We start from the raw sequence: 19,157 nt of genomic DNA, 5'->3' as shown, positions 1-19,157 counted from the left end.
GGCCCCCGCCCCCGCCCCCGCCGCCGCTTTGCCGGCCCTCCGGCCGCCCGCGCCCCCCCACCCCCCCACCGCCCCCACGAATCTTTTGAGCCGTTCCGCGAAAGCGTCGCGATCCCCGAAGAGATCGTGCGCTGTCACGCGGACGACGCGCCAGCCTTCGGCCTCGAGAAGGTCCCGTCGTTCGATGTCGGCGTGCCACTGACGGCGTTCCACGCGGTGTCCGTCACCTTCGTACTCGAACGCGAGCCGGCGCTCCGGGATGCTGAGATCCGGATGAAGCACGAGACGCCTCCCCACCGGGATCGGCCGGTTGACCTGGAGACCTCCGTAACCCTGAGCCTCCAGGAAGAGGCGCAGCAGTGACTCGGGTCGCGAATCCGCGCCCGGGCGAATCCGAGGGAGCGCCCAGGCACGCGCCCGTGCACCCTTCGTGCGGCGCAACTCCGCGGACACGGCGGCGAGCTCGTCGAGGGCGGCGAGGGCGGGGCGCTTGCGGGCACCGACGAGATGGTCCCCCACGGCCACGAGGTCCTCACGGGTGAGCACTCCGGAGAGCTGACACCAGAAGTGCGCCGGAGTGCTCACCGGGAGGCCATCGACCACGGAGCCACTCACGGCGCCCAGGCTGTGTCCCACCACCCCGCGCGCTCGAGGAGGCGACCGCGGGAACTCCACGGCCACCTGCAGCGGTCCGTTCTGAGCCGACTCCGGAAGCGGGACTCCGAGCAGCACCGCGGCGGTCTCGTGACTGAAGCAGACGCCTTCGGCCAACAGCGGACGGTAGGCGAGGCACCGTTCCCGAACCGTGATCGCCGAAACCGACAGGTGAACGCCGTGGAACGGATTGTGGAGGTCGCGCGCTCGCAGGCGGGAAGCACTCAGTCCGGCGCGACGCGCCTCCGACGGCGTGAAGGCGACACCGACCAACGAGGCCGGAAGGGGCTGTGGAGTTCGCATGCACCCATCGTTGCCGCCGTACGCGGCGCCCTACCGCCGATCCCCGAACCCGTGGAAAACCCGAGTTATCCCCACCCGCACGCGCCCAACACGATTCGTCACGAATCGCGCATCCCTCACCCCCGCACATTCGGCACGAATGTCGCGAAACGCGCGGCCAATCGCGACATTCGGCACGAATGTCGGTGCGGCCCCTGTCGCGGATTCGTGCCGAATGTCGCGAAACGTGTGGGTATTCGCGACATTCGGCACGAATGGCGTTAGAGGTGGTCGCGCCAGGAGTGCTGGGGGGCGTAGCCCAGCACGCGGCGCGCCTTGTCGATCGAGAGGAGGGTGTCGGTGTTGTCGAGGTCGTCGCGCTTCAGCGGGACGCCGGGGAAGACCTCGGCGACGAGTTCCGCGTTGGGGCGGCTCATCACGGTGTCGGCGGCGGCGATGATGAAGCGGTCGAAGCCGGTGGTGTCCCACTCCAGGGCCTTCTGGATGGCGTGGGCGCCGTCGCGGGCGTCGATGTAGCCCCAGAGGTTCCACTTGCGCCCGCGGGCGTCCGCGTCGTACGACGGGAAGGCGGCGTAGTCGGACGGGTCCATCACGTTCGAGAAGCGCAGCGCCACGATCTTCAGGGACGGGTCCCAGCGCACCAGCTCGATCGCCATCTGCTCCTCGAGGTGCTTGACCAGGGAGTAGGTGGACTCCGGGCGGGCCGGGTAGTCCTCGTCCACCGGGATGTAGGGCGGCGGCACGTCGAACGGGAGGCCGAGCACGGTCTCGCTGGACGCGTAGACGATGTTCTTGATGCCGGCCCGGCGCGCGGCCTGGAAGACGTTGTAGGTGACGCGGATGTTGTTGTGGAACGTGGCGACGTCGCTCAGGATCGCCGGGGCCGGGATCGCGGCGAGGTGCACGATGGCGTCGAAGCCGCCGTGCGCGTCGTCCACCCCGAGGATCGCGTCGATGGTCTGGCCGTAGTCGGTCAGGTCGACGCGCACGAAGCCGGGGCGGCGGTCCCCCGTCGCGTCCAGGTTGACGACGGTGTGACCCGCCGCGCGTAGTTCGCGGACGACTGTGCGCCCGAGCTTGCCCGATCCTCCGGTGACTGCGATGTCCATGCGGTCGAGTCTACGGACTCAGAACCAGTCGCTCTCCCGGACCTGGCGCATGGCCTCGCGGCGGGTGTCCTTGTCGAGCCGGTCGAGGTAGAGCTTCCCGTCGAGGTGGTCGGTCTCGTGCTGCAGCGCCTGCGCCATCACACCGGTGCCACTGAGCTCGATCTCCTTGCCGTCGAGGTCGACGCCGCGGACCCGCGCGAACGGGTAGCGGGCGGTCTTGAACCAGAGGCCGGGCACGGAGAGGCAGCCCTCGTCCACCAGCTCGGGCTCGCCGGAGACCTCCACGAGCTCCGGGTTGAGGATGTAGCCGACCTCGCCGTCCACGTTGTAGCTGAACGCCCGCAGGCCCACGCCGATCTGCGGGGCGGCGACACCCGCGCGGCCCGGCGCGATGACGCTGTCGATCAGGTCCTCGACCAGGCCGCGGACGCCCTCGTCGATGGCGCCGACGGGCGCGGACGGGGTCTTCAGGACGGGGTCGCCGAACAGGCGGATCTGACGTTCGGTCACGGGGATCTCCTCGGGCGCGGGATGCGCGGGGTGGGACGGGAGCGGATCAGGCGCGCTCGGCGGGCAGGCCCTCCACCACGAGCGCGGCGAGCGCCCGGGCGGACAGCTTGGTCAGGGGCTTGAGGTCCTTCCAGTTGACCACGGAACCGGCGGCCAGCTGCGGGTCGTACGGGATGCGGACGATCTCGCGCACGCGCGAGCGGAAGTGCGACTCGATCTCCTCGAGCTTCACCAGGTTGGTCGCGTGCGTGGCGGTGTTGAGGGCGACGACGGCGTTGCGGACCAGGTCCGTGTAGCCGTTCGCCTCCAGCCAGGTGAGGGTCTCGGACGCCAGGCGCGCCTCGTCCACGCTGCCGCCGGAGACGATCACGATCTCGTCCGCGCGCTGCAGCGTGGCCCGCATCACCGAGTGGACGATGCCGGTGCCGCAGTCGGTCAGCACAATCGAGTAGAACCGCGCGGCCAGATCGGCCACGACGTTGTAGTCGTTCTCGTCGAACGCCTCGGACAGCAGCGGGTCGGTGTCGGAGGCGAGGATGTCGAGCCGGGTCTCGTCGCGAGAGACGAGCGCGGAGAAGTCGGTGAAGCCGCCGATGCTCGCCGCCTTGTGCACGACGTCGCGCACGGTCGCGCGGGTCTGCTTGGGGACGCGCTCGGAGAGCGTGCCGCGGTCGGGGTTGGCGTCGACCGCGATGATGCGGTCCTCGCGCGCGTCGGCCAGCGCCATCCCGAGCAGTGTCGTGACGGTGGTCTTGCCGACCCCGCCCTTGCGGGTGAGGATCGGCACGAAGCGCGTGCCGCCCTCGAATGCCTTCTGGATGCGGTGGTCGAGCTCCTTGCGGGCGCGCACCTTGGCGGAGTCGCCCAGGTTCACCGTGCGGAACGTCGTGTTGTAGACGAAGCGCTGCCACGGCCCTTCCGGGCCCGGTCGCGTCTTGCGGTTGACCTCCAGCAGGCGGTCGGCGGTCAGCATCGCGGCCGGCTCGGGCTGCGGCGAGTGCTCGCCGCGGAGGCGGTCGCGGCGCGACGGGGCGTAGGCGTCCTGGCCGGGCAGCGGCGCGACGCCGTCGCCCTGCGCGGTGTCCTGCGTCGGCGTCGGGCCGGTCGCCAGCCGCGAGGCGACGATGGCGACGGACATCGTGGTCGGCTCGGTCGGCGAGGCGACGAAGCCGGGGTCGACGGGGACGTCGTCGATCGCGACGGCGGCCTCGTCCTCGGGCACCTCCTGGGGCGGAGCGGGAGGCAGGTCGACGGCGATGCTCAGCTTGGTGTCGATCTCGAGCGGGGACGGCCTGAACGCCGGCTCGACGTCCCGGGCGAGGTCGCCGTGTTCCGGCTCCTCTGGCTTGTCTGCCACGCGTGCACTCCTCCTGCCGCTCGACGGCGGCGACTGCGACAGTTTACCGGGCGGCCGTCCGCGTCGACAGCGGACGATCCCCGCCCTGCACGCCGCAGCGCTCCCCGCGTGGGCGGAGAGCGCTGCGGACCGGCCGGTCAGGCGGGGGTGATGACGACCAGGAGGTCGCCCGCGTCCACCTGCTGGGTCTTCGGGATGGCGAGCCGCTCGATCGTGCCGGCGACGGGGGCGGTGATCCCCGCCTCCATCTTCATGGCCTCGATCGACGCGACCGCCTGGCCTGCGGCGACGACGTCGCCGGGGACCACATGCAGCGTCACGACGCCGGAGAACGGCGCGGCGACGTGACCGGGCTTGGCGGAGTCGGCCTTCTCGGCCGCCTTCGTCTCGACCGTGATGCTGCGGTCGCGCACGAACACCGGCCGGAGCTGGCCGTTGAGCGTGGTCATGACCGTGCGCATGCCCTTCTCGTCGGCCTCGCCGATGGCCTCCAGGCCGATGTAGAGCCGGACGCCCTTGCTGAACTCGATGACGTGCTCCTCGCCGGCGCCGAGGCCGTAGAGGTAGTCGATCGAGTCGACCACCGACAGGTCGCCGAACAGCTCGCGCATCTGCTCGTAGATGCGCGTGGGAGCCGGGAAGAGCAGTCGGTTGAGGGTCGCCCGGCGCTCGGCGCTGGAGCCCAGCAGGGCCTGCGCGTCGGAGGCGGGCAGGTCCTCGACGCCGACCTTGACGGTCTTGCCCGCCAGCACCTTGGTGCGGAACGGCTCCGGCCAGCCGCCGGGCAGCTCGCCCAGCTCGCCCGCCATGAAGCCGACCACCGAGTCCGGGATGTCGTAGTTCTGCGGGTTCTCGGCGAAGTCGTCCGGGTCCGCCCGCACGGCCGCCAGGTGGAGGGCGAGGTCGCCGACGACCTTCGACGACGGCGTGACCTTGGGGATGCGGCCCAGGATGCGGTTCGCCGCGGCGTACATGTCCTCGACCAGCTCGAAGTCCTCCGCGAGGCCCAGCGCCTTGGCCTGCTGACGCAGGTTGGAGAGCTGGCCGCCGGGGATCTCGTGCTTGTAGACGCGACCGGTGGGGCCGGGCAGGCCCGACTCGAACGGGCGGTAGACCTGGCGCACGGCCTCCCAGTACGGCTCGAGGTCCTCGACCGCGGTCAGCGAGATGCCGGTGTCGCGCTCGGTGTGGGCCAGGGCCGCGACGAGGGCGGAGGCGCTCGGCTGGCTGGTGGTGCCGGCCATCGGCGCGCTCGCCACGTCGACCGCGTCGGCGCCGGCGCGCGAGGCCGCGAGCAGCGTCGCGAGCTGGCCGCCGGGGGTGTCGTGCGTGTGGACGTGCACCGGGAGGTCGAACCGCTCGCGGAACGCCGCCACCAGCTTCTCGGCGGCGGACGGGCGCAGCAGGCCGGCCATGTCCTTGATCGCGAGGATGTGCGCGCCGGACTCCACGATCTGCTCCGCGAGGCGCAGGTAGTAGTCGAGCGTGTAGAGGTCCTCGGCCGGGTCGAGCAGGTCGGCGGTGTAGCAGACCGCGACCTCCGCGATGGCCGAGCCGGTGGCGAGCACCGACTCGATCGCCGGGCGCATCTGCGACACGTCGTTGAGCGCGTCGAAGATACGGAAGATGTCGACGCCGGTCGCCGCGGCCTCCCGCACGAACGCGTCGGTCACCTGGGTCGGGTACGGGGTGTAGCCGACGGTGTTGCGGCCGCGCAGCAGCATCTGGATGTTGATGTTCGGCAGCGCCTCGCGCAGCGACGCCAGGCGCTCCCAGGGGTCCTCGCCGAGGAAGCGGAGGGCGACGTCATAGGTCGCGCCGCCCCAGGCCTCCACCGAGAGCAGCTCGGGGGTGAGCCGGGCGACGTAGGGCGCGACGGCCAGGAGGTCCTTGGTGCGCACGCGGGTCGCGAGCAGGGACTGGTGCGCGTCGCGGAAGGTGGTCTCGGTGACCGCGAGCGCGGTCTGGGCGCGCAGCGCGTCGGCGAAGCCCTTCGGGCCGAGCTCGAGCAGCCGCTGACGCGAGCCGGACGGCGCAGGAACGCTCAGGTCGAGGCGCGGCAGCTTCTCCACCGGGTCGGCGACCTCCGGCCGCGGGCCGTTCGGCTGGTTGACGGTGACGTCGGCCAGCCAGTTGAGCACCTTGGTGCCGCGGTCCTTGGACTCGCGGCCCTTGAACAGCTCCGGACGCTCCTCGATGAACGAGGTGGAGACGTTGCCGGCGATGAAGTCCGGGTCCTCCATGACCGCCTGCAGGAACGGGATGTTGGTGGCGACGCCGCGGACGCGGAACTCCGCCAGCGCACGCCGCGCGCGCAGCACGGCGGCCGGGAAGTCGCGGCCCCGGGTGATGAGCTTCGCCAGCATGGAGTCGAAGTGCGGGCTGATCTGCGCGCCGGGGTTGATCGTGCCGCCGTCGAGGCGGATGCCGGCGCCGCCGGGCGAGCGGTAGGTCGTGATCTTGCCGGTGTCCGGGCGGAAGCCGGCGGTCGGGTCCTCCGTGGTGATGCGGCACTGCAGGGCCGCGCCGCGCATCTGGACCGTGTCCTGGCTGAGGCCGAGGTCGGCGAGGGTGTCCCCCGCCGCGATGCGGATCTGCGACTGCACCAGGTCGACGTCGGTGATCTCCTCGGTGACCGTGTGCTCCACCTGGATGCGCGGGTTCATCTCGATGAAGACGTGCTCACCCGCACGGTCACCCGCGGTGTCGAGCAGGAACTCGACGGTCCCGGCGTTCTCGTAGCCGATCGACTTCGCGAAGGCGATGGCATCGCGGTAGAGCGACTGCCGGATGTCGTCGGACAGGTTCGGCGCCGGCGCGATCTCGACCACCTTCTGGTGGCGGCGCTGCACCGAGCAGTCGCGCTCGAACAGGTGGATGGTGTCGCCGGTGGAGTCGGCGAGGATCTGCACTTCGATGTGCCGGGGGCGCAGCACGGCCTGCTCCAGGAACATGGTCGCGTCGCCGAACGCGCTGTCCGCCTCGCGCATGGCCTCCTCGAGCGACGCGCGCAGCTCCTCCTTGGTGGCGACCCGGCGCATGCCGCGGCCGCCGCCGCCCGCGACGGCCTTGGCGAAGATCGGGAACCCGATCGCGTCCGCTCCCGCGAGCAGTTCCTCGATGTCGCGCGACGGCGGGGTGGACTTCAGCACAGGGACGCCGGCGGCGATCGCGTGCTCCTTTGCCGTCACCTTGTTGCCGGCCATCTCCAGCACTTCTGCGCGCGGGCCGATGAACGCGATGCCCGCCGCGCGGGCCGCCTCGGCGAGCTCCGGGTTCTCGGAGAGGAAGCCGTAACCGGGATAGATCGCGTCAGCGCCGGACTCCTTCGCGACCCTGATGATCTCCTGCACATCCAGGTACGCGCGCACCGGGTGGCCCGGCTCGCCGATCTGGTACGCCTCGTCCGCCTTCAGCCGGTGCATCGAGTTGCGGTCTTCGTACGGGAAGACGGCGACTGTGGCCGCGCCCAGTTCATAGGCGGCGCGGAAGGCCCTGATGGCGATTTCACCGCGATTGGCAACGAGGATCTTACGGAACATGGGGACCTTTCGAGCAGGGGTCGGCACCACACAGCAAACGGTTAGGTAGTCCAAGACTAGTGAAGGTAACGTGGCTGTCGTGCACGTACTCAGCGTTAGTTCCCTCAAGGGCGGTGTCGGAAAGACCACGGTGACACTTGGTCTGGCCTCGGCGGCGTTCGCGAAAGGGCTCCGTACGCTGGTCGTCGACCTCGACCCGCAGTCCGACGTCTCGACCGGCATGGACATCCAGGTCGCCGGTCACCTCAATGTCGCCGACGTACTCGCCTCCCCCAAGGAGAAGATCGTCCGTGCGGCGATCGCGCCCTCCGGCTGGACCAGGGGCCGCGCCGGCAAGGTCGATGTGATGATCGGCAGCCCGTCCGCCATCAACTTCGACGGCCCGCACCCGAGCATCCGCGACATCTGGAAGCTCGAGGAGGCGCTGGCCAACGTCGAGCACGACTACGAGCTCGTGCTGATCGACTGCGCCCCGTCGCTGAACGCGCTCACCCGCACGGCCTGGGCGGCCAGCGACCGTGTGGCGGTCGTCACCGAGCCCGGCCTGTTCTCGGTGGCCGCCGCCGACCGCGCCCTGCGCGCGATCGAGGAGATCCGCCGCGGCCTCTCCCCGCGCCTCCAGCCGCTCGGCATCATCGTCAACCGCGCCCGCGTGCAGTCGCTGGAGCACCAGTTCCGCATCAAGGAGCTGCGCGACATGTTCGGCCCGCTGGTGCTCGCGCCGCAGCTGCCCGAGCGCACGTCGCTGCAGCAGGCGCAGGGCGCCGCGAAGCCGCTGCACGTCTGGCCGGGTGAAAGTGCGCAGGAGATGGCGCACAACTTCGACATGCTCCTGGAGCGCGTCCTGCGCACCGCCAAGATCGGCGAGTACGCCGTAGCCGGCAACTGACACCGCGGCTCGGCCGGGGAACCGGCTGGCGCGCGTCGAGCTTCAGGCGCGCTCGGACTCAGGCACGCTGAGGCTCAGGCGGGGTGAAGCTCAGGAGGCCTTGGACTTCGAGGCCCGGCGGGCGGCGAGCTCGTCGAGGTCTTCGCCCTGGGTGTCCAGCTCGACGAGGGAGGACTCCACCTCGCGGAGCACCTTGCCGACGGCGATGCCGAACACGCCCTGGCCGCGGCTGACGAGGTCGATGACCTCGTCGTTGGACGTGCACAGGTACACGCTCGCACCGTCGCTCATCAGCGTGGTCTGGGCCAGGTCGTTGACCCCCGACTCGCGGAGCTGGTTGACGGCCGTTCGGATCTGCTGCAGCGAGATGCCGGTGTCGAGGAGGCGCTTGACCAGCTTGAGCACGAGGATGTCGCGGAAGCCGTACAGGCGCTGCGAGCCGGAGCCGGCCGCGCCGCGGACCGTGGGCTCCACGAGGCCGGTGCGGGCCCAGTAGTCGAGCTGGCGGTAGGAGATACCGGCCGCGCGGGCCGCGACGGCGCCGCGGTAGCCGTTGGCGTCGTCCATCTCGGGCAGACCGTCGGTGAACAGCAGCCCCATATCGTACCGGGCGGCGTCGTTGTCACGACTCAGTTCGCTCATGATGACTGCCCCTCGGTTGACGGATCGTGCGCTTCATGATGAGGCGCTTCAACCACGGTACCCATCCCCTGGTCGCCGGGCAACGACATCCGGAAAACGTCCTCGGCGTGTCGAGCCGGTCAGGGCTGGAGGCGGGTCAGGGCCGCGCGGATGATGCTGCCCCTGACCACGTCGAGCTGACCCGCGATCTCGCGGGCGAGTTCGGCGCTCTGCGGTCCCGCGGTCACGTCCTTGCGGCGCGCCAGCGGCACGAGAGCCGTCTCGATCAGCCCGATCTCGCGCTCGGCGGCGGCGCGGAAGCCGCGCAGGTGTCGCGGGCCGATGCCGGTGCGGGACAGCTCGGCGAGCGCACGGAGGACGGTCAGCGTGTCCTCGCCGTAGACCTCGGCCGGCACGATCAGCGACGCGCTGACGGCCTCCTGCAGCAGCTCGAGCGTGGCGCCCGCCTCGCGGAGCAGCTCGTCGCGCTGGAATCGGCGCCCGGCCGGGAGCATCGACCCGGAGCCCTCGCGCGCACCTCCCGGCAGCGGCGGGTTCTCGCCCGCGTCGACCGCGGCGAGGTACTTCTTGATGACCTTGAGCGGGAGGTAGTTGTCCCGCTGCATCGCCAGCACGGTGTGCAGCCGCTCCACGTCGGCGGGCGAGAACTTGCGGTAGCCTGACGCCGTGCGCGACGGCGCGATGAGCCCGCGCTCCTCGAGGAAGCGCAGCTTGGACGACGACAGGTCCGGGAACTCGGGGGTCAGGCGCGCGAGCACCTGGCCGATCGAGAGCAGTGCGGGCGAGGCCGTGTGCGCCCTCGCTGCTTGCCGGGCCACTGGTTCGTTAGTTCTTCGCCGCGGCGGCGAGGTCTTGCCGTGAGGCGTAGAACGTGAGCCGGAACTTGCCGATCTGGACCTCGGACGAGTCGCTGAGCAACGCGCTCTCGATGCGCACGCCGTCGTAGTACGTGCCGTTGAGCGAGCCGAGGTCGCGGACCTCGAACGCCGTGCCGCGGCGGGTGAACTCCGCGTGCCGGCGCGAGACGGTCACGTCGTCGAGGAAGATGTCGGCGTTGGGGTGCCGACCCGCGCTCGTGACGTCGGCGTCGAGGAGGAACCGAGCGCCGGTGTTGGGACCGCGCCGCACGATGAGCAGGGCCGAGCCACGCGGCAGCGCCGCGATCGCCTCCTGCTCCTCCGGGCTGATCTCCCCGTCCATGGGGAACATCTTGGAGATGAACTCCTCGCCGAAGCGCGCGGTCGTGTCCTCGTTCCCCGTCGCGGCGTCGCGCAGGGGGTTCTCGGCGTCGCGGCCGTCGTCATCGGCAGCAGAAGCCCATCCAGGGTAGTTCTCGTCAGGCACCGTCAACCTCCTCGTGGTCAAGCCTATCGGAATGTGGGCCGCTGTCATCGGCCGGGAGGCGGATGACCCGCGCGGTCTCCCGAATGTAGACGATGCCGGCCCACCAGTAGAGGAAGGCGCCCCAGAGCGCGAAGGCCCAGCCGAGCGGCAGCGAATAGGCGGCGAGCGGGTCGAACGCCTCCCCCAGCATGAGCAGCGGGAGCGCGCAGAACAGGCAGAATGTGGCGACCTTGCCCAGGCGGTGGACGGGCAGCGGACCGAAACCGTGGTTGGCGAGGATGACGCCGAGCACCGCCAGCATGACGTCGCGGGCGAGGATCACCGCCACCAGCCACCAGGGGATGACCTCCCGCCAGGCGAGGCCGACGAGGGCGGCGAAGATGTAGAGCCGGTCGGCGGCCGGGTCGAGGAGCTGCCCGAGCCGGGACACCTGGTTCAGCCGCCGGGCCAGCCAGCCGTCGAGGAAGTCGGTGACGCTGGAGACGACGAGGACGAGGAGGGCGAGGGCGTCCTCCCCTGTGATCACGAACACCAGGAACACCGGCACCAGAGCGAGCCGGAAGAAGCTGAGGACGTTCGGGATCGTCCACACGCGCGAGCTCACCGCGCCGACTGCATCCACGTTTCCACTCTACTGACCGTGGTCCTCCCGTCGAGGGAGGTCTACGACCCTAGGATGTGGGGCGTGGAGCCCTTCTTCGTGTGCCTCTGGGTCCTCGCGGGCGTGTGCGCCGCGACCTGGGTGCTGTCGCTGGTCACCGGCGAGCACTCCTGGGTGGACCGGATCTGGTCCGTCGTGCCGGTCGTCTACGTCTGGGTGTTCGCGATCGCGGCCGGCCTCCAGGACGCCAGGCTCGACCTGATGGCCGGGCTCGTGACGCTGTGGGGCGCCCGGCTGACCTTCAACTTCGCACGCAAAGGCGGCTACGCGCCGGGCGGCGAGGACTACCGCTGGGAGGTGCTGCGCGGCCGGATGGGCCGTGGCGCCTTCGCGGTGTTCAACCTGTTCTTCATCGTGATCTACCAGAATGTGCTGCTCCTGCTGATCGCGCTGCCGGCCTGGACCGCGTTCCCGCACTCGACGGCGCTGAACGGCTTCGATCTCGCGTGCGCCGTGCTGTTCCTTGTGCTGCTCGTAGGCGAGACGGTCGCAGACCAGCAGCAGTGGGTCTTCCAGAACTGGAAGAGGGCGGAAGTCGCCGCGGGCCGGCAACCGAGCCCGCGCTTCCTGCAGACCGGGCTGTTCCGCTACTCCCGGCACCCCAACTTCTTCTGCGAGCAGGCCCAGTGGTGGGTGGTCTTCCTGTTCGGCTGCGTCGCCGCAGGCTCGCTGCTGCAGTGGACCGTGATCGGGCCGCTGCTGCTCACCGGGCTCTTCATCGGCTCGACGGTCTTCACCGAGAGCATCTCGCGGTCGCGGTATCCCGAATACGCGGAGTATCAGCGCCGCACGTCGCCGATCGTGCCGTGGTTCCCGCGCCGGGGCGGGGAGGCCGTCACGGCGCGGTCGTGACGGCGCGCGCCGGCCGCGGGAAGGCCTCCCGCATGTGGTCGGAGTCGAGGTAGTCGGCGACGCCGATCAGGATGAGGCTGAACACGATCTGCTCGGTCACCATCCAGAACGGGTAGAGCCCGGGGATCGCCGCGATGACGAGCGTGACGACGGGGAAGATCTTCGAGAACAGCCGCAGCCGCGAGTAGGCCCAGTAGTAGCCCTTCTGCGCGCGCCAGGCGAAGTAGAACAGCGTGACGGTCATGCCGAGCACGACGACCGAGCGCATCCAGACCGCGAATGGGACGGGCGCGCCGTCGAGGGTGAGCACCGAGGCGATGACGACGGCCGTGGTGCCGACGACGAGCTCGGCGACGAGCAGCCACGCGATGACGACGAACGCGCGGCGCGTCCGCGGGTGGTCGCGCCCCTCCTCCGGGACGGTGTAACCGGCGTGGCGTCCGCCCGCGATCCGGTCGAGCCGTCGGAGCAGTGAATCCATGTATTCACGGTAACGTGACGCGGCTGGGAGATGCTTCCACCTTTCGATGGATCCAGCGCGTACGGTTGGTTTCATGTCCTGCATCCGCTTCAACACCCCCGCCCAGCGCCAGGCCATGCGCGACCACCGCCCCGCGATGCTGACCGCGGAGGAGGCCGCGGCGCTGCACCCGGCGCCGGAGTTCACGGAGAGCAAGCTGCGGCGGCTGCGGCTGCTTGCGACCGACCCGAACCCGAAGATCCGGGAGGCCGTCGCGTCCAGCTACAACACTCCTCTCGACCTGTTCGAGACGCTCGCGAAGGACCCGGACGAGGGCGTGCGCGGCTGCGTCGCGAAGAACGAGGCGACGCCGTGCGACATCCTGCGCGAGTTGGCGGGCGACCGGTCGGAGACGGTGCGCGGCTGGGTCGCGGTCAACTATTACGTGCCGGCTGACGTCATGGAGACGCTGGCGAAGGATCGCAGCCGCACGGTTCGCAGCCTGGTGAAGTGGAAGGCGCAGCTCGCCGAGGAGGAGGGCGCGCCCGTGCGGGCCGACGAGCCCGCCCTCCAGCCATGACGGGCCCGGCCATGACGAGCGTCCGCGTCGACGCCTGGGCGTGGGCGGTGCGGCTCTACAAGACGCGCTCGGCGGCCTCCGACGCCTGCAAGGCGGGTCACCTGAAGGTCAACGGCGACCGGGCGAAGCCGTCGCAGCAGGTGAAGGTGGGCGACGAGGTGCGCGCCTTCGTCGGCGGCTCGGAGAAGATCTACATCGCCAGGAGGCTGATCGTGAAGCGCGTCGGCGCGGCGATCGCCGCGGAGTGCTTCGAGGACCTGACGCCTCCCCCGCCGCCGAAGGCCGAGACGCCGTCGGACATCACCCGCGAGCGCGGGTCCGGCCGCCCGACCAAGCGCGACCGGCGCCTGCTGGACCAGCTCCGAGGCCATTGATGGCGGTGGCGCGGGTCGGGATCTCGGGGTGGACGTACGCGCCGTGGCGCGGCGTGTTCTACCCGAAGGGCCTGCCGCATCGCGCCGAGCTCGAGTACGCCTCCCAGCGGCTGAACTCCATCGAGCTCAACGGCAGCTTCTACGCGCTGCAGAAGCCCTCCAGCTACCGCACCTGGGCGGCGAACACGCCGGACGACTTCGTCTTCTCGGTGAAGGGCGGCCGCTACATCACGCACATCCTGCGGCTGAAGAACGCGCGGGCGGCCGTCGCCAACCTGTTCGCCTCCGGGGTGCTGACGCTCGGCCCCAAGCTCGGCCCGCTGCTCTGGCAGCTGCCGCCGAACCTGCAGTTCGACCCGGAGGCGCTGGACGCGTTCCTGGGGATGCTGCCGAAGACGACCGCAGAGGCGCGGGCGCTGGCCGCGGACACGAGCCTGGAGCAGGACCGGACGGACTACTCCGGCGCGGACGACCGCCCGCTCCGGCACGCGGTGGAAGCACGGCACGCGAGCTTCGTCGACCCCGCCTTCCCGCGCGTCTGCCGCGAGCACGGCGTCGCCGTCGTGCTCGCGGACACGGCGGGACGCTATCCCGTGCTGCGCGAGACGACGGCGGACTTCGCCTACGTGCGCCTGCACGGCGACGAGGAGCTGTACGCGAGCGGGTACACCGACGAGGCCCTCGACCGCTGGGCCGGCGAACTGGGCGAGCGGCTCGCAGACGGGCTGGACGTGTACGCCTACTTCGACAACGACCTGAAGGTGCGGGCGCCGTACGACGCGATGGGGCTGCTGGAGAGGCTGCGCTAGCCCGCGAGCACCGACATCACGTTGCCGGCCGGGTCGCGGAACCACGCGATGTCCGGGCCGCGGTTGACGGCGCGGCCGCGCGCGATGCCCTTCTCGTCGGTGTGGAGGTCGGCGTCATCGTAGATCTTGGTGACGACGCCCTTCCCGTTCAGGTCGTCGACGGCGGCGTCGATGTCGTCGACCGCGAGGTTCAGGATGGTGAAGCTCGCCGGGGTGTGGTCGGGCTTCGGGTAGACGAAGACGTGGCCGCCGCTCGGGAGGGCGAGGTCGAGGTTGCCTCCTGGACCCTCCGTCACCTCCAGGCCGAGGGCGTCGCGGTAGAAGTCGCGGGCGGCGTCGATGTCGTTCACGCTGAAACCACTGAAGATGTCGATTGCGTTGACCATGCCGCCCACTCTGCCCCAGCGGGCCGACGGAGTCTAGACGAAGCGCACGGCCTCCTGCAGCCGCGGCCGCAGCTCGAAGGCGCGGTCGACGCTCGCGCGGCCGGCGGCGTCGGCTCCGTCGCGGAGGATCTTGGGCAGCAGCGAGCGCCGCACCACCGTCGCGCCGGACAGCCTCCCGCGCTGCACGACGTCGAGCGGGACGGCGAGGACGTCGTCCGGGACGACCACGATCAGGCCGGTGAAGCGCACGCCCGCCTGGCGGCCGAAGCTCTTCGCCGCGTTGTGCAGCTCGTGGAACGGCTCCTCGTCGTGCCCGATCCCGGAGCCGACCAGCTCGCCTTTCGCCAGCTTGACCTGGCTCCCCCAGTCGGCGGAGCGGATCGCGAACAGGCCGGCCGGGCCGAGGACGATGTGGTCGAGCTTGGCGTCGGTCGCCGGGTGCACGGCCACGTCGTTCCAGATGGTGAAGCCGATGCCGAGGCCGGAGACGGCGCGGGCGGTCGCCTCCTCGGCGAGCGCCTCGGCCAGCAGCATCCGGATCTCGCGGGGCGCGGAGCGCACCAGCCCGGGATCGTACGGGTCGGCGAGGTCGGTGCCGCGGCCCATCCACTCACGCATCAGCGTGAGGAAACGCTCGCGGGCACGGCCGCCGGGGTGGCCGTAGCTGCGCGCGCGCACGGTCGGCCCGCGGCCCGCCGAGCGGGTGGGGTGCACGGTCGCGCTGAAGCCGCCGCCGCCCGACTCGCCGGAGACGGCGTCCACCACGAAGGACTCGCCGCGGTCGTACCGCGCGCGGTCCTCCGGGTCGCCGACCTGCTCCCAGGCGAACTGCACGGCCTGGAACGCCTCGGCGGTGCCGCCGGTGTCGGGGTGCGTGAGCCGGGCGAGCCGGCGGTAGGCACGCCGCAGCTCCTCCTGGCTGACGGTCGCGCTGACGCCGAGCACCTCGTAGGCGCTCGGCGCGGCGGGACTGTCACTCATGGTTCACGAGAGTAGCGGGCGGATCCGCGAATTCGCTCGATTTCGATTGAGGACGGAAAGTGACCGCATGCGGTCATAGCCTGGGATCACACCGAAACCGAAAGGCAGGAATCATGGCCATCAGCGACTGGCGCATCGAGCTCATCATCCTCCCCGTCACCGACGTCGACCGGGCCAAGGAGTTCTACGTGGACAAGCTGGGCTGGAACGCGGACTTCGACCAGCGCGTCTCCCCCACCCTCCGGTTCGTGCAGGTGACGCCTCCCGGCTCGGCCTGCTCGATCGCGTTCGGCGAGGGGCTGACCGACATGGCGCCCGGCACGATGAAAGGGCTGCAGATCGTGATCCCCGACGCCGACGCCGCGCTCGATCACCTGCGCAGCAACGGGGTCGAGGCGCAGGGCGTGGACGAGCAGTCCTGGGGGCGCTTCGTGTACTACACCGACCCGGACGGCAACGGCTGGAGCCTCCAGCAGCTCGTGCCGCAGAACCGCTAGCGGAGCGCGTACGCGATCAGCAGCAGGGTCACGACGAACCCGCACGCGTAGTTGATCCAGAGGAAGCGCCGCCAGCCCCGGTTGGCGGCGCTTGCGCGTTCGTCGGGGACCGAGCAGTACGGGGCGGCGGTGAGGATGTACGGGACGGCGAGCACGGCGGCGAGCGGCCCCGGCCACGCGGTGCCGAGCATCGCCACGCCGGCGGCGGCCCAGGCGAGGATGGCGAGCCGTGTGGTGCGGGCGGCGCCGAGCGCGGTCGCGATGGAGGCGATGCCGGCCTCCCGGTCGGGCACGACGTCCTGCACGGCGCCGAAGGCGTGGCTGCCGACGCCCCACAGGAAGAACGCGAGCAGCAGAAGCCAGAGCCCCGGCGTGAAGACGGCGCCGGCGAGCACGAGCCCGTAGAGCGCCGGGCTGACGAAGTGGAAGCTCGACGTCGCCGAGTCGAGGAACGGGACCTCCTTGAACCGCAGCCCCTTCACCGAGTACGCCAGCACGGCGAAGACGCTCGCGGCGAGCACCAGCCACGACAGCGGCGAGCCGACCACGACGAGGAAGACCAGGAACGGCACGTTCGTCACCCCGGCGGCCACGAGCGTGCGGCGATGCATTCCCGGGTCGAGGAGGGCGCCCTCCGCTCCGCCCTTGCGCGGGTTGCGCAGGTCGGACTCGTAGTCGAACACGTCGTTCACCCCGTACATCGCCAGGTTGTACGGGATGAGGAAGTAGAGCGTGCCGACGACGAGCACGGCGTCGACCCGGCCGGTGGTGATCAGGTACGCCGCGGCGAACGGGAAGGCGGTGTTGATCCAGCTCAGTGGGCGCGAGGCGATGAGGAGCTGGCGGGCGGCGGACGGCGCGACGGCGGTGGTCATCGGCTGCTCCGGTCGTGCGTGCGGGCGTCGGCCGCCGATCCGCGGGCGCCGGTCGACTCCTGACGCCGCGGTCGCAGCAGCAGCCAGAGGCCGGGGAGCAGCATGAGCCCGGCGATCGGGTAGGCGAGATCCTCGACCGGGACGAGCCCGAGGTGCGCGCCGGAGATCGCGGCGGCGGCGTAGGTCATCAGGCCGGCCGCGATCATCAGGTTGTCGAAGACGGCTGTGAGCACGACGAGCACCACACCCGTGACACTGGCCGGGACGGTCCAGCGCGCGAGGAGGCGGGCCCTGTCCGGCGCACGCACGAGACCGGCGACGAGCACGGCGGCGGCGAGCGCGAGGAAGGCCGCGCTGAGGATGGGGTAGGTGCTGAGGAGCGGGTAGGTCATCCGCGCTCCCTCCGGTCGAGCAGCGCGCGCGTCCCGAACAGCAGGACGAGCGTCAGATAGCAGAGGAACGCCAGGAAGACCGGCTCCTCCAGCGGGAGCTGCGGCGCGAGCTCGATCCCGGTCATGAACGGCGACCGGCCGCGGGCGAAGACGCCGAGGGCGATCCCGAGCACGTCCCAGGCCAGGAAGAAGACCAGCCCGGCCGCGAGCACCAGGCCGGCTCTGCGGGCGGCGCCGCCCCGCCAGAACACCAGGCGGAAGCGCCGGTCGAGGAGCACCAGCGCGCCGAGCGCGACCAGCAGGCAGGCGAGGTAGGCCACGCTCACGGGACCCGCTCCCCCGCTTTCGCCGGCCGCAGCGGCTCGGGCAGCGGCCCCGCGGTGTCGTCGCCGCGCAGGCGCTTGAGGACGAGCTCGGCGCTGATCAGGCACATCGGGAGGCCGATCCCGGGGATCGTCGACGACCCGGCATAGAGGAGGCCGTCGACCCGCTTCGAGGCGTTCCCCGGACGGAGGAAGGCGCTCTGCCGGAGGGTGTGGGCGAGTCCGAGCGCCCCGCCCATCCAGGCGTTGTAGTCCTGCGCGAAGTCGTCGGGCCCGACCGTGCGGCGCACGACGATCCGGTCGGCGAGGTCCGGGATGCCCGCCCACGCGCCGACCTGCGCGATCGCCGCGTCGACCGTCTTCTCCACGAGCCGGTCGCCTGCGCCGTCGACGCCGCCGCGGCCGATCGAGACATCGGCGGCGACGGGGACCAGCACGAAGAGGTTCTCGGACCCGTCCGGCGCGACGCCGGGGTCGGTCGCACTCGGCTTGCAGACGTAGAGCGACGCGGGATCGGGGATGACCGATCCCCGGCCCCAGCCGCGCCGGGCGCCGTAGATGCGCGCGAACCCGGCCTCCCAGTCGGTCGTGAAGAACAGGTTGTGGTGGGTGAGCTCCGGGAGGGCGCCGCGGACGCCGAGCATCGCCAGCACGGCGCCGGGTCCGGGATCGCGGCGGTCCCAGCTGCGTTCGGGGTGCGTGCGCAGCTCCGGCGGCAGCAGCTCGGTCTCGGTGTGGTGCAGGTCGGCGGCCGAGACCACGACGTCCGCCGCCGCGACCCGCGGGTGTCCCGCGGCGTCGACGTACTCGACACCCGTCGCGCGCGCCCGCCGGTCCCGTCCCGGCTCGGTCCGGATCGCCGTCACCCGCGCCCCGGTCACCAGTTCGGCGCCCGCGGCCTCGGCGAGCGCCGCGATCCGCCGGATCAGCTCGGCGAAGCCGCCCATCGGGTAGCGCACGCCGTCGTCCAGGTCGAGGTGACTCATCAGGTGATACATGCTGGGCGCCCGGCCGGGCGAGGTGCCGAGGAAGACCGCAGGGTAGCCGAGGAGCTGGCGGAGCCGGGTGTCGCGCACGAAGCCCGCGGCGTACCGGTCGAGCGGTTCGAGCAGGAGCCGTGCCAGCCTCCCGGCGCGGCGCAGGACGGCGGGGTCCAGCAGCGGGCCCGGAGTCGCGAACGTCGCATAGAGGAAGCGGTCGACCGCCAGGCGGTAGGTCTCCGCCGCGCTCGCCAGGTAGCGGTCGAGCGCGGCGGCGGCGCCGGGCTCCACGCTCTCGAACAGTGCGCGGTTGCCGCGGCCGTCGGCCCGGACGTCCAGCGGGGCCTCGCCCGACTCCGCGAACAGGCGGTAGCCCGGGTCGAGGGTGACGAGGTCGAGCTGCTCGGCGGCGCTCGTGCCGAGCAGCCGGAAGAAGTGGTCGAACACCTCCGGCATCAGGTACCAGGACGGGCCGGTGTCGAAGCGGAACCCGTCCGCCTCCCACAGCCCGGCCCGGCCGCCGAGGACGTCGTGCTGCTCGAGGAGGGTGACCCGGCGGCCGTCGCGCGCGAGCAGCGCCGCGGTGGCGAGGCCGGCGATCCCTCCCCCGACGATGACGACCCGATCGGCGGGCATC

At 71.2% G+C, this 19,157-nt stretch carries 22 protein-coding genes; 6 read left to right on the top strand and 16 right to left on the bottom strand.

Annotated elements, in window-relative coordinates; all coding sequences use genetic code 11:
• The 5 genes from ACFRFH_RS17660 to ACFRFH_RS17640 form a co-directional block, all read right to left on the bottom strand.
• Positions 1-957: endonuclease domain-containing protein (locus tag ACFRFH_RS17660; protein ID WP_382464301.1), on the bottom strand; the 957-nt coding region annotated here is incomplete at its 3' end.
• A 260-nt stretch (positions 958-1,217) separates the two neighbouring features.
• Positions 1,218-2,066 (bottom strand): NAD-dependent epimerase/dehydratase family protein, encoded by an 849-nt coding sequence (locus tag ACFRFH_RS17655; RefSeq protein WP_382464300.1) that lies wholly within the window; start codon positions 2,064-2,066, stop codon positions 1,218-1,220.
• A gap of 18 nt (positions 2,067-2,084) precedes the next feature.
• Entirely contained in the window at positions 2,085-2,576 is a 492-nt protein-coding gene (gene def / locus ACFRFH_RS17650; protein WP_382464299.1) for a peptide deformylase, read from the bottom strand.
• Positions 2,577-2,622: 46 nt separating this feature from the next.
• Positions 2,623-3,933, bottom strand: coding sequence for a MinD/ParA family protein (locus ACFRFH_RS17645; RefSeq protein WP_382464298.1), 1,311 nt, complete (start codon positions 3,931-3,933; stop codon positions 2,623-2,625).
• Between the two features lie 137 nt (positions 3,934-4,070).
• Positions 4,071-7,475: a pyruvate carboxylase gene (locus tag ACFRFH_RS17640; protein ID WP_382464297.1), complete on the bottom strand. Its 3,405-nt coding sequence runs from the start codon at positions 7,473-7,475 to the stop codon at positions 4,071-4,073.
• A 70-nt stretch (positions 7,476-7,545) separates the two neighbouring features.
• On the opposite strand from ACFRFH_RS17640, the gene ACFRFH_RS17635 reads away from it, so the two are divergent.
• Positions 7,546-8,364: a ParA family protein gene (locus tag ACFRFH_RS17635; RefSeq protein WP_382459965.1), complete on the top strand. Its 819-nt coding sequence runs from the start codon at positions 7,546-7,548 to the stop codon at positions 8,362-8,364.
• A 90-nt stretch (positions 8,365-8,454) separates the two neighbouring features.
• Here the strand turns inward: ACFRFH_RS17635 and ACFRFH_RS17630 are convergent, their stop codons facing one another.
• From ACFRFH_RS17630 to ACFRFH_RS17615, 4 genes are all read right to left on the bottom strand, one after another.
• Entirely contained in the window at positions 8,455-9,006 is a 552-nt protein-coding gene (locus ACFRFH_RS17630; RefSeq protein ID WP_382464296.1) for a MerR family transcriptional regulator, read from the bottom strand.
• Positions 9,007-9,125: 119 nt separating this feature from the next.
• On the bottom strand, positions 9,126-9,824 hold the full coding sequence (locus ACFRFH_RS17625) for a MerR family transcriptional regulator (RefSeq protein ID WP_382464295.1): 699 nt from the start codon (positions 9,822-9,824) through the stop codon (positions 9,126-9,128).
• A 7-nt stretch (positions 9,825-9,831) separates the two neighbouring features.
• Complete coding sequence (locus ACFRFH_RS17620; RefSeq protein WP_382464406.1) at positions 9,832-10,281, bottom strand: FHA domain-containing protein; 450 nt, start codon at positions 10,279-10,281, stop codon at positions 9,832-9,834.
• Positions 10,282-10,342: 61 nt separating this feature from the next.
• On the bottom strand, positions 10,343-10,972 hold the full coding sequence (locus ACFRFH_RS17615) for a CDP-alcohol phosphatidyltransferase family protein (RefSeq protein WP_382464294.1): 630 nt from the start codon (positions 10,970-10,972) through the stop codon (positions 10,343-10,345).
• A 63-nt stretch (positions 10,973-11,035) separates the two neighbouring features.
• Here ACFRFH_RS17615 and ACFRFH_RS17610 point away from each other — a divergent pair, with 63 nt between their 5' ends.
• Entirely contained in the window at positions 11,036-11,863 is an 828-nt protein-coding gene (locus tag ACFRFH_RS17610) for a DUF1295 domain-containing protein (protein ID WP_382464293.1), read from the top strand.
• Here the strand turns inward: ACFRFH_RS17610 and ACFRFH_RS17605 are convergent.
• On the bottom strand, positions 11,847-12,344 hold the full coding sequence (locus ACFRFH_RS17605) for a hypothetical protein (RefSeq protein WP_382464292.1): 498 nt from the start codon (positions 12,342-12,344) through the stop codon (positions 11,847-11,849). The two genes, ACFRFH_RS17610 and ACFRFH_RS17605, sit on opposite strands and share 17 nt — an antisense overlap.
• Before the next feature lie 73 nt (positions 12,345-12,417).
• Between ACFRFH_RS17605 and ACFRFH_RS17600 the strand changes: the two genes are divergently transcribed.
• Genes ACFRFH_RS17600 through ACFRFH_RS17590 form a run of 3 tightly spaced genes read left to right on the top strand, consistent with a single transcriptional unit; the run spans position 12,418 to position 14,086 of the window.
• Complete coding sequence (locus ACFRFH_RS17600) at positions 12,418-12,903, top strand: hypothetical protein (RefSeq protein WP_382464291.1); 486 nt, start codon at positions 12,418-12,420, stop codon at positions 12,901-12,903.
• An 11-nt stretch (positions 12,904-12,914) separates the two neighbouring features.
• Positions 12,915-13,277: an RNA-binding S4 domain-containing protein gene (locus tag ACFRFH_RS17595; protein ID WP_382464290.1), complete on the top strand. Its 363-nt coding sequence runs from the start codon at positions 12,915-12,917 to the stop codon at positions 13,275-13,277.
• On the top strand, positions 13,277-14,086 hold the full coding sequence (locus tag ACFRFH_RS17590) for a DUF72 domain-containing protein (protein ID WP_382464289.1): 810 nt from the start codon (positions 13,277-13,279) through the stop codon (positions 14,084-14,086). Before ACFRFH_RS17595 ends, ACFRFH_RS17590 begins: the two co-directional genes overlap by 1 nt.
• On the opposite strand, the gene ACFRFH_RS17585 is transcribed toward ACFRFH_RS17590, so the two are convergent.
• Together ACFRFH_RS17585 and ACFRFH_RS17580 are read right to left on the bottom strand one after the other, a co-directional pair.
• The gene (locus tag ACFRFH_RS17585) at positions 14,083-14,472 is read right to left on the bottom strand and encodes a VOC family protein (protein WP_382464288.1); all 390 of its coding nucleotides are present in this window, start codon (positions 14,470-14,472) and stop codon (positions 14,083-14,085) included. The genes ACFRFH_RS17590 and ACFRFH_RS17585 overlap by 4 nt on opposite strands.
• 33 nt (positions 14,473-14,505) lie before the next feature.
• Positions 14,506-15,453, bottom strand: a complete 948-nt coding sequence (locus ACFRFH_RS17580; protein ID WP_382464287.1) for a J domain-containing protein — start codon at positions 15,451-15,453, stop codon at positions 14,506-14,508.
• Positions 15,454-15,566: 113 nt separating this feature from the next.
• Between ACFRFH_RS17580 and ACFRFH_RS17575 the strand changes: the two genes are divergently transcribed.
• Positions 15,567-15,950 carry a glyoxalase superfamily protein gene (locus ACFRFH_RS17575; protein WP_382464286.1) on the top strand — a complete coding sequence of 128 codons (384 nt, stop codon included), beginning with the start codon at positions 15,567-15,569 and terminating at the stop codon, positions 15,948-15,950.
• Here ACFRFH_RS17575 and ACFRFH_RS17570 read toward each other — a convergent pair.
• Genes ACFRFH_RS17570 through crtI form a run of 4 tightly spaced genes read right to left on the bottom strand, consistent with a single transcriptional unit; the run spans position 15,947 to position 19,156 of the window.
• The gene (locus ACFRFH_RS17570; protein WP_382464285.1) at positions 15,947-16,825 is read right to left on the bottom strand and encodes a prenyltransferase; all 879 of its coding nucleotides are present in this window, start codon (positions 16,823-16,825) and stop codon (positions 15,947-15,949) included. The two genes, ACFRFH_RS17575 and ACFRFH_RS17570, sit on opposite strands and share 4 nt — an antisense overlap.
• A complete protein-coding gene (locus tag ACFRFH_RS17565; protein ID WP_382464284.1) occupies positions 16,822-17,217 on the bottom strand; it encodes a lycopene cyclase domain-containing protein in 396 nt (131 codons plus the stop codon). Before ACFRFH_RS17565 ends, ACFRFH_RS17570 begins: the two co-directional genes overlap by 4 nt.
• The gene (locus ACFRFH_RS17560) at positions 17,214-17,543 is read right to left on the bottom strand and encodes a lycopene cyclase domain-containing protein (protein ID WP_382464283.1); all 330 of its coding nucleotides are present in this window, start codon (positions 17,541-17,543) and stop codon (positions 17,214-17,216) included. The genes ACFRFH_RS17565 and ACFRFH_RS17560 overlap by 4 nt, the downstream gene beginning before the upstream one ends.
• Complete coding sequence (gene crtI / locus ACFRFH_RS17555; RefSeq protein WP_382464282.1) at positions 17,540-19,156, bottom strand: phytoene desaturase family protein; 1,617 nt, start codon at positions 19,154-19,156, stop codon at positions 17,540-17,542. Before crtI ends, ACFRFH_RS17560 begins: the two co-directional genes overlap by 4 nt.
• Position 19,157 lies beyond the last annotated feature (1 nt).

Source organism: Leifsonia sp. NPDC056824 (genome assembly GCF_042789575.1).
Taxonomy (GTDB): domain Bacteria; phylum Actinomycetota; class Actinomycetes; order Actinomycetales; family Microbacteriaceae; genus Leifsonia.
The sequence above is the reverse complement of the archived record's forward strand: the minus strand, read 5'-3'. Positions and strand labels throughout refer to the sequence as shown.

Excerpts from the sequence above, each read along its gene's own strand:
- ACFRFH_RS17600 (WP_382464291.1), top strand. The coding sequence starts at position 12,418 with ATGTCCTGCATCCGCTTCAACACCCCCGCCCAGCGCCAGGCCATGCGC.
- ACFRFH_RS17580 (WP_382464287.1), bottom strand. The coding sequence starts at position 15,453 with ATGAGTGACAGTCCCGCCGCGCCGAGCGCCTACGAGGTGCTCGGCGTC.
- ACFRFH_RS17630 (WP_382464296.1), bottom strand. The coding sequence starts at position 9,006 with ATGAGCGAACTGAGTCGTGACAACGACGCCGCCCGGTACGATATGGGG.
- ACFRFH_RS17575 (WP_382464286.1), top strand. The coding sequence starts at position 15,567 with ATGGCCATCAGCGACTGGCGCATCGAGCTCATCATCCTCCCCGTCACC.
- ACFRFH_RS17570 (WP_382464285.1), bottom strand. The coding sequence starts at position 16,825 with ATGACCACCGCCGTCGCGCCGTCCGCCGCCCGCCAGCTCCTCATCGCC.
- ACFRFH_RS17640 (WP_382464297.1), bottom strand. The coding sequence starts at position 7,475 with ATGTTCCGTAAGATCCTCGTTGCCAATCGCGGTGAAATCGCCATCAGG.
- ACFRFH_RS17585 (WP_382464288.1), bottom strand. The coding sequence starts at position 14,472 with ATGGTCAACGCAATCGACATCTTCAGTGGTTTCAGCGTGAACGACATC.
- ACFRFH_RS17565 (WP_382464284.1), bottom strand. The coding sequence starts at position 17,217 with ATGACCTACCCGCTCCTCAGCACCTACCCCATCCTCAGCGCGGCCTTC.
- ACFRFH_RS17590 (WP_382464289.1), top strand. The coding sequence starts at position 13,277 with ATGGCGGTGGCGCGGGTCGGGATCTCGGGGTGGACGTACGCGCCGTGG.
- ACFRFH_RS17605 (WP_382464292.1), bottom strand. The coding sequence starts at position 12,344 with ATGGATTCACTGCTCCGACGGCTCGACCGGATCGCGGGCGGACGCCAC.
- ACFRFH_RS17655 (WP_382464300.1), bottom strand. The coding sequence starts at position 2,066 with ATGGACATCGCAGTCACCGGAGGATCGGGCAAGCTCGGGCGCACAGTC.
- crtI (WP_382464282.1), bottom strand. The coding sequence starts at position 19,156 with ATGCCCGCCGATCGGGTCGTCATCGTCGGGGGAGGGATCGCCGGCCTC.
- ACFRFH_RS17595 (WP_382464290.1), top strand. The coding sequence starts at position 12,915 with ATGACGAGCGTCCGCGTCGACGCCTGGGCGTGGGCGGTGCGGCTCTAC.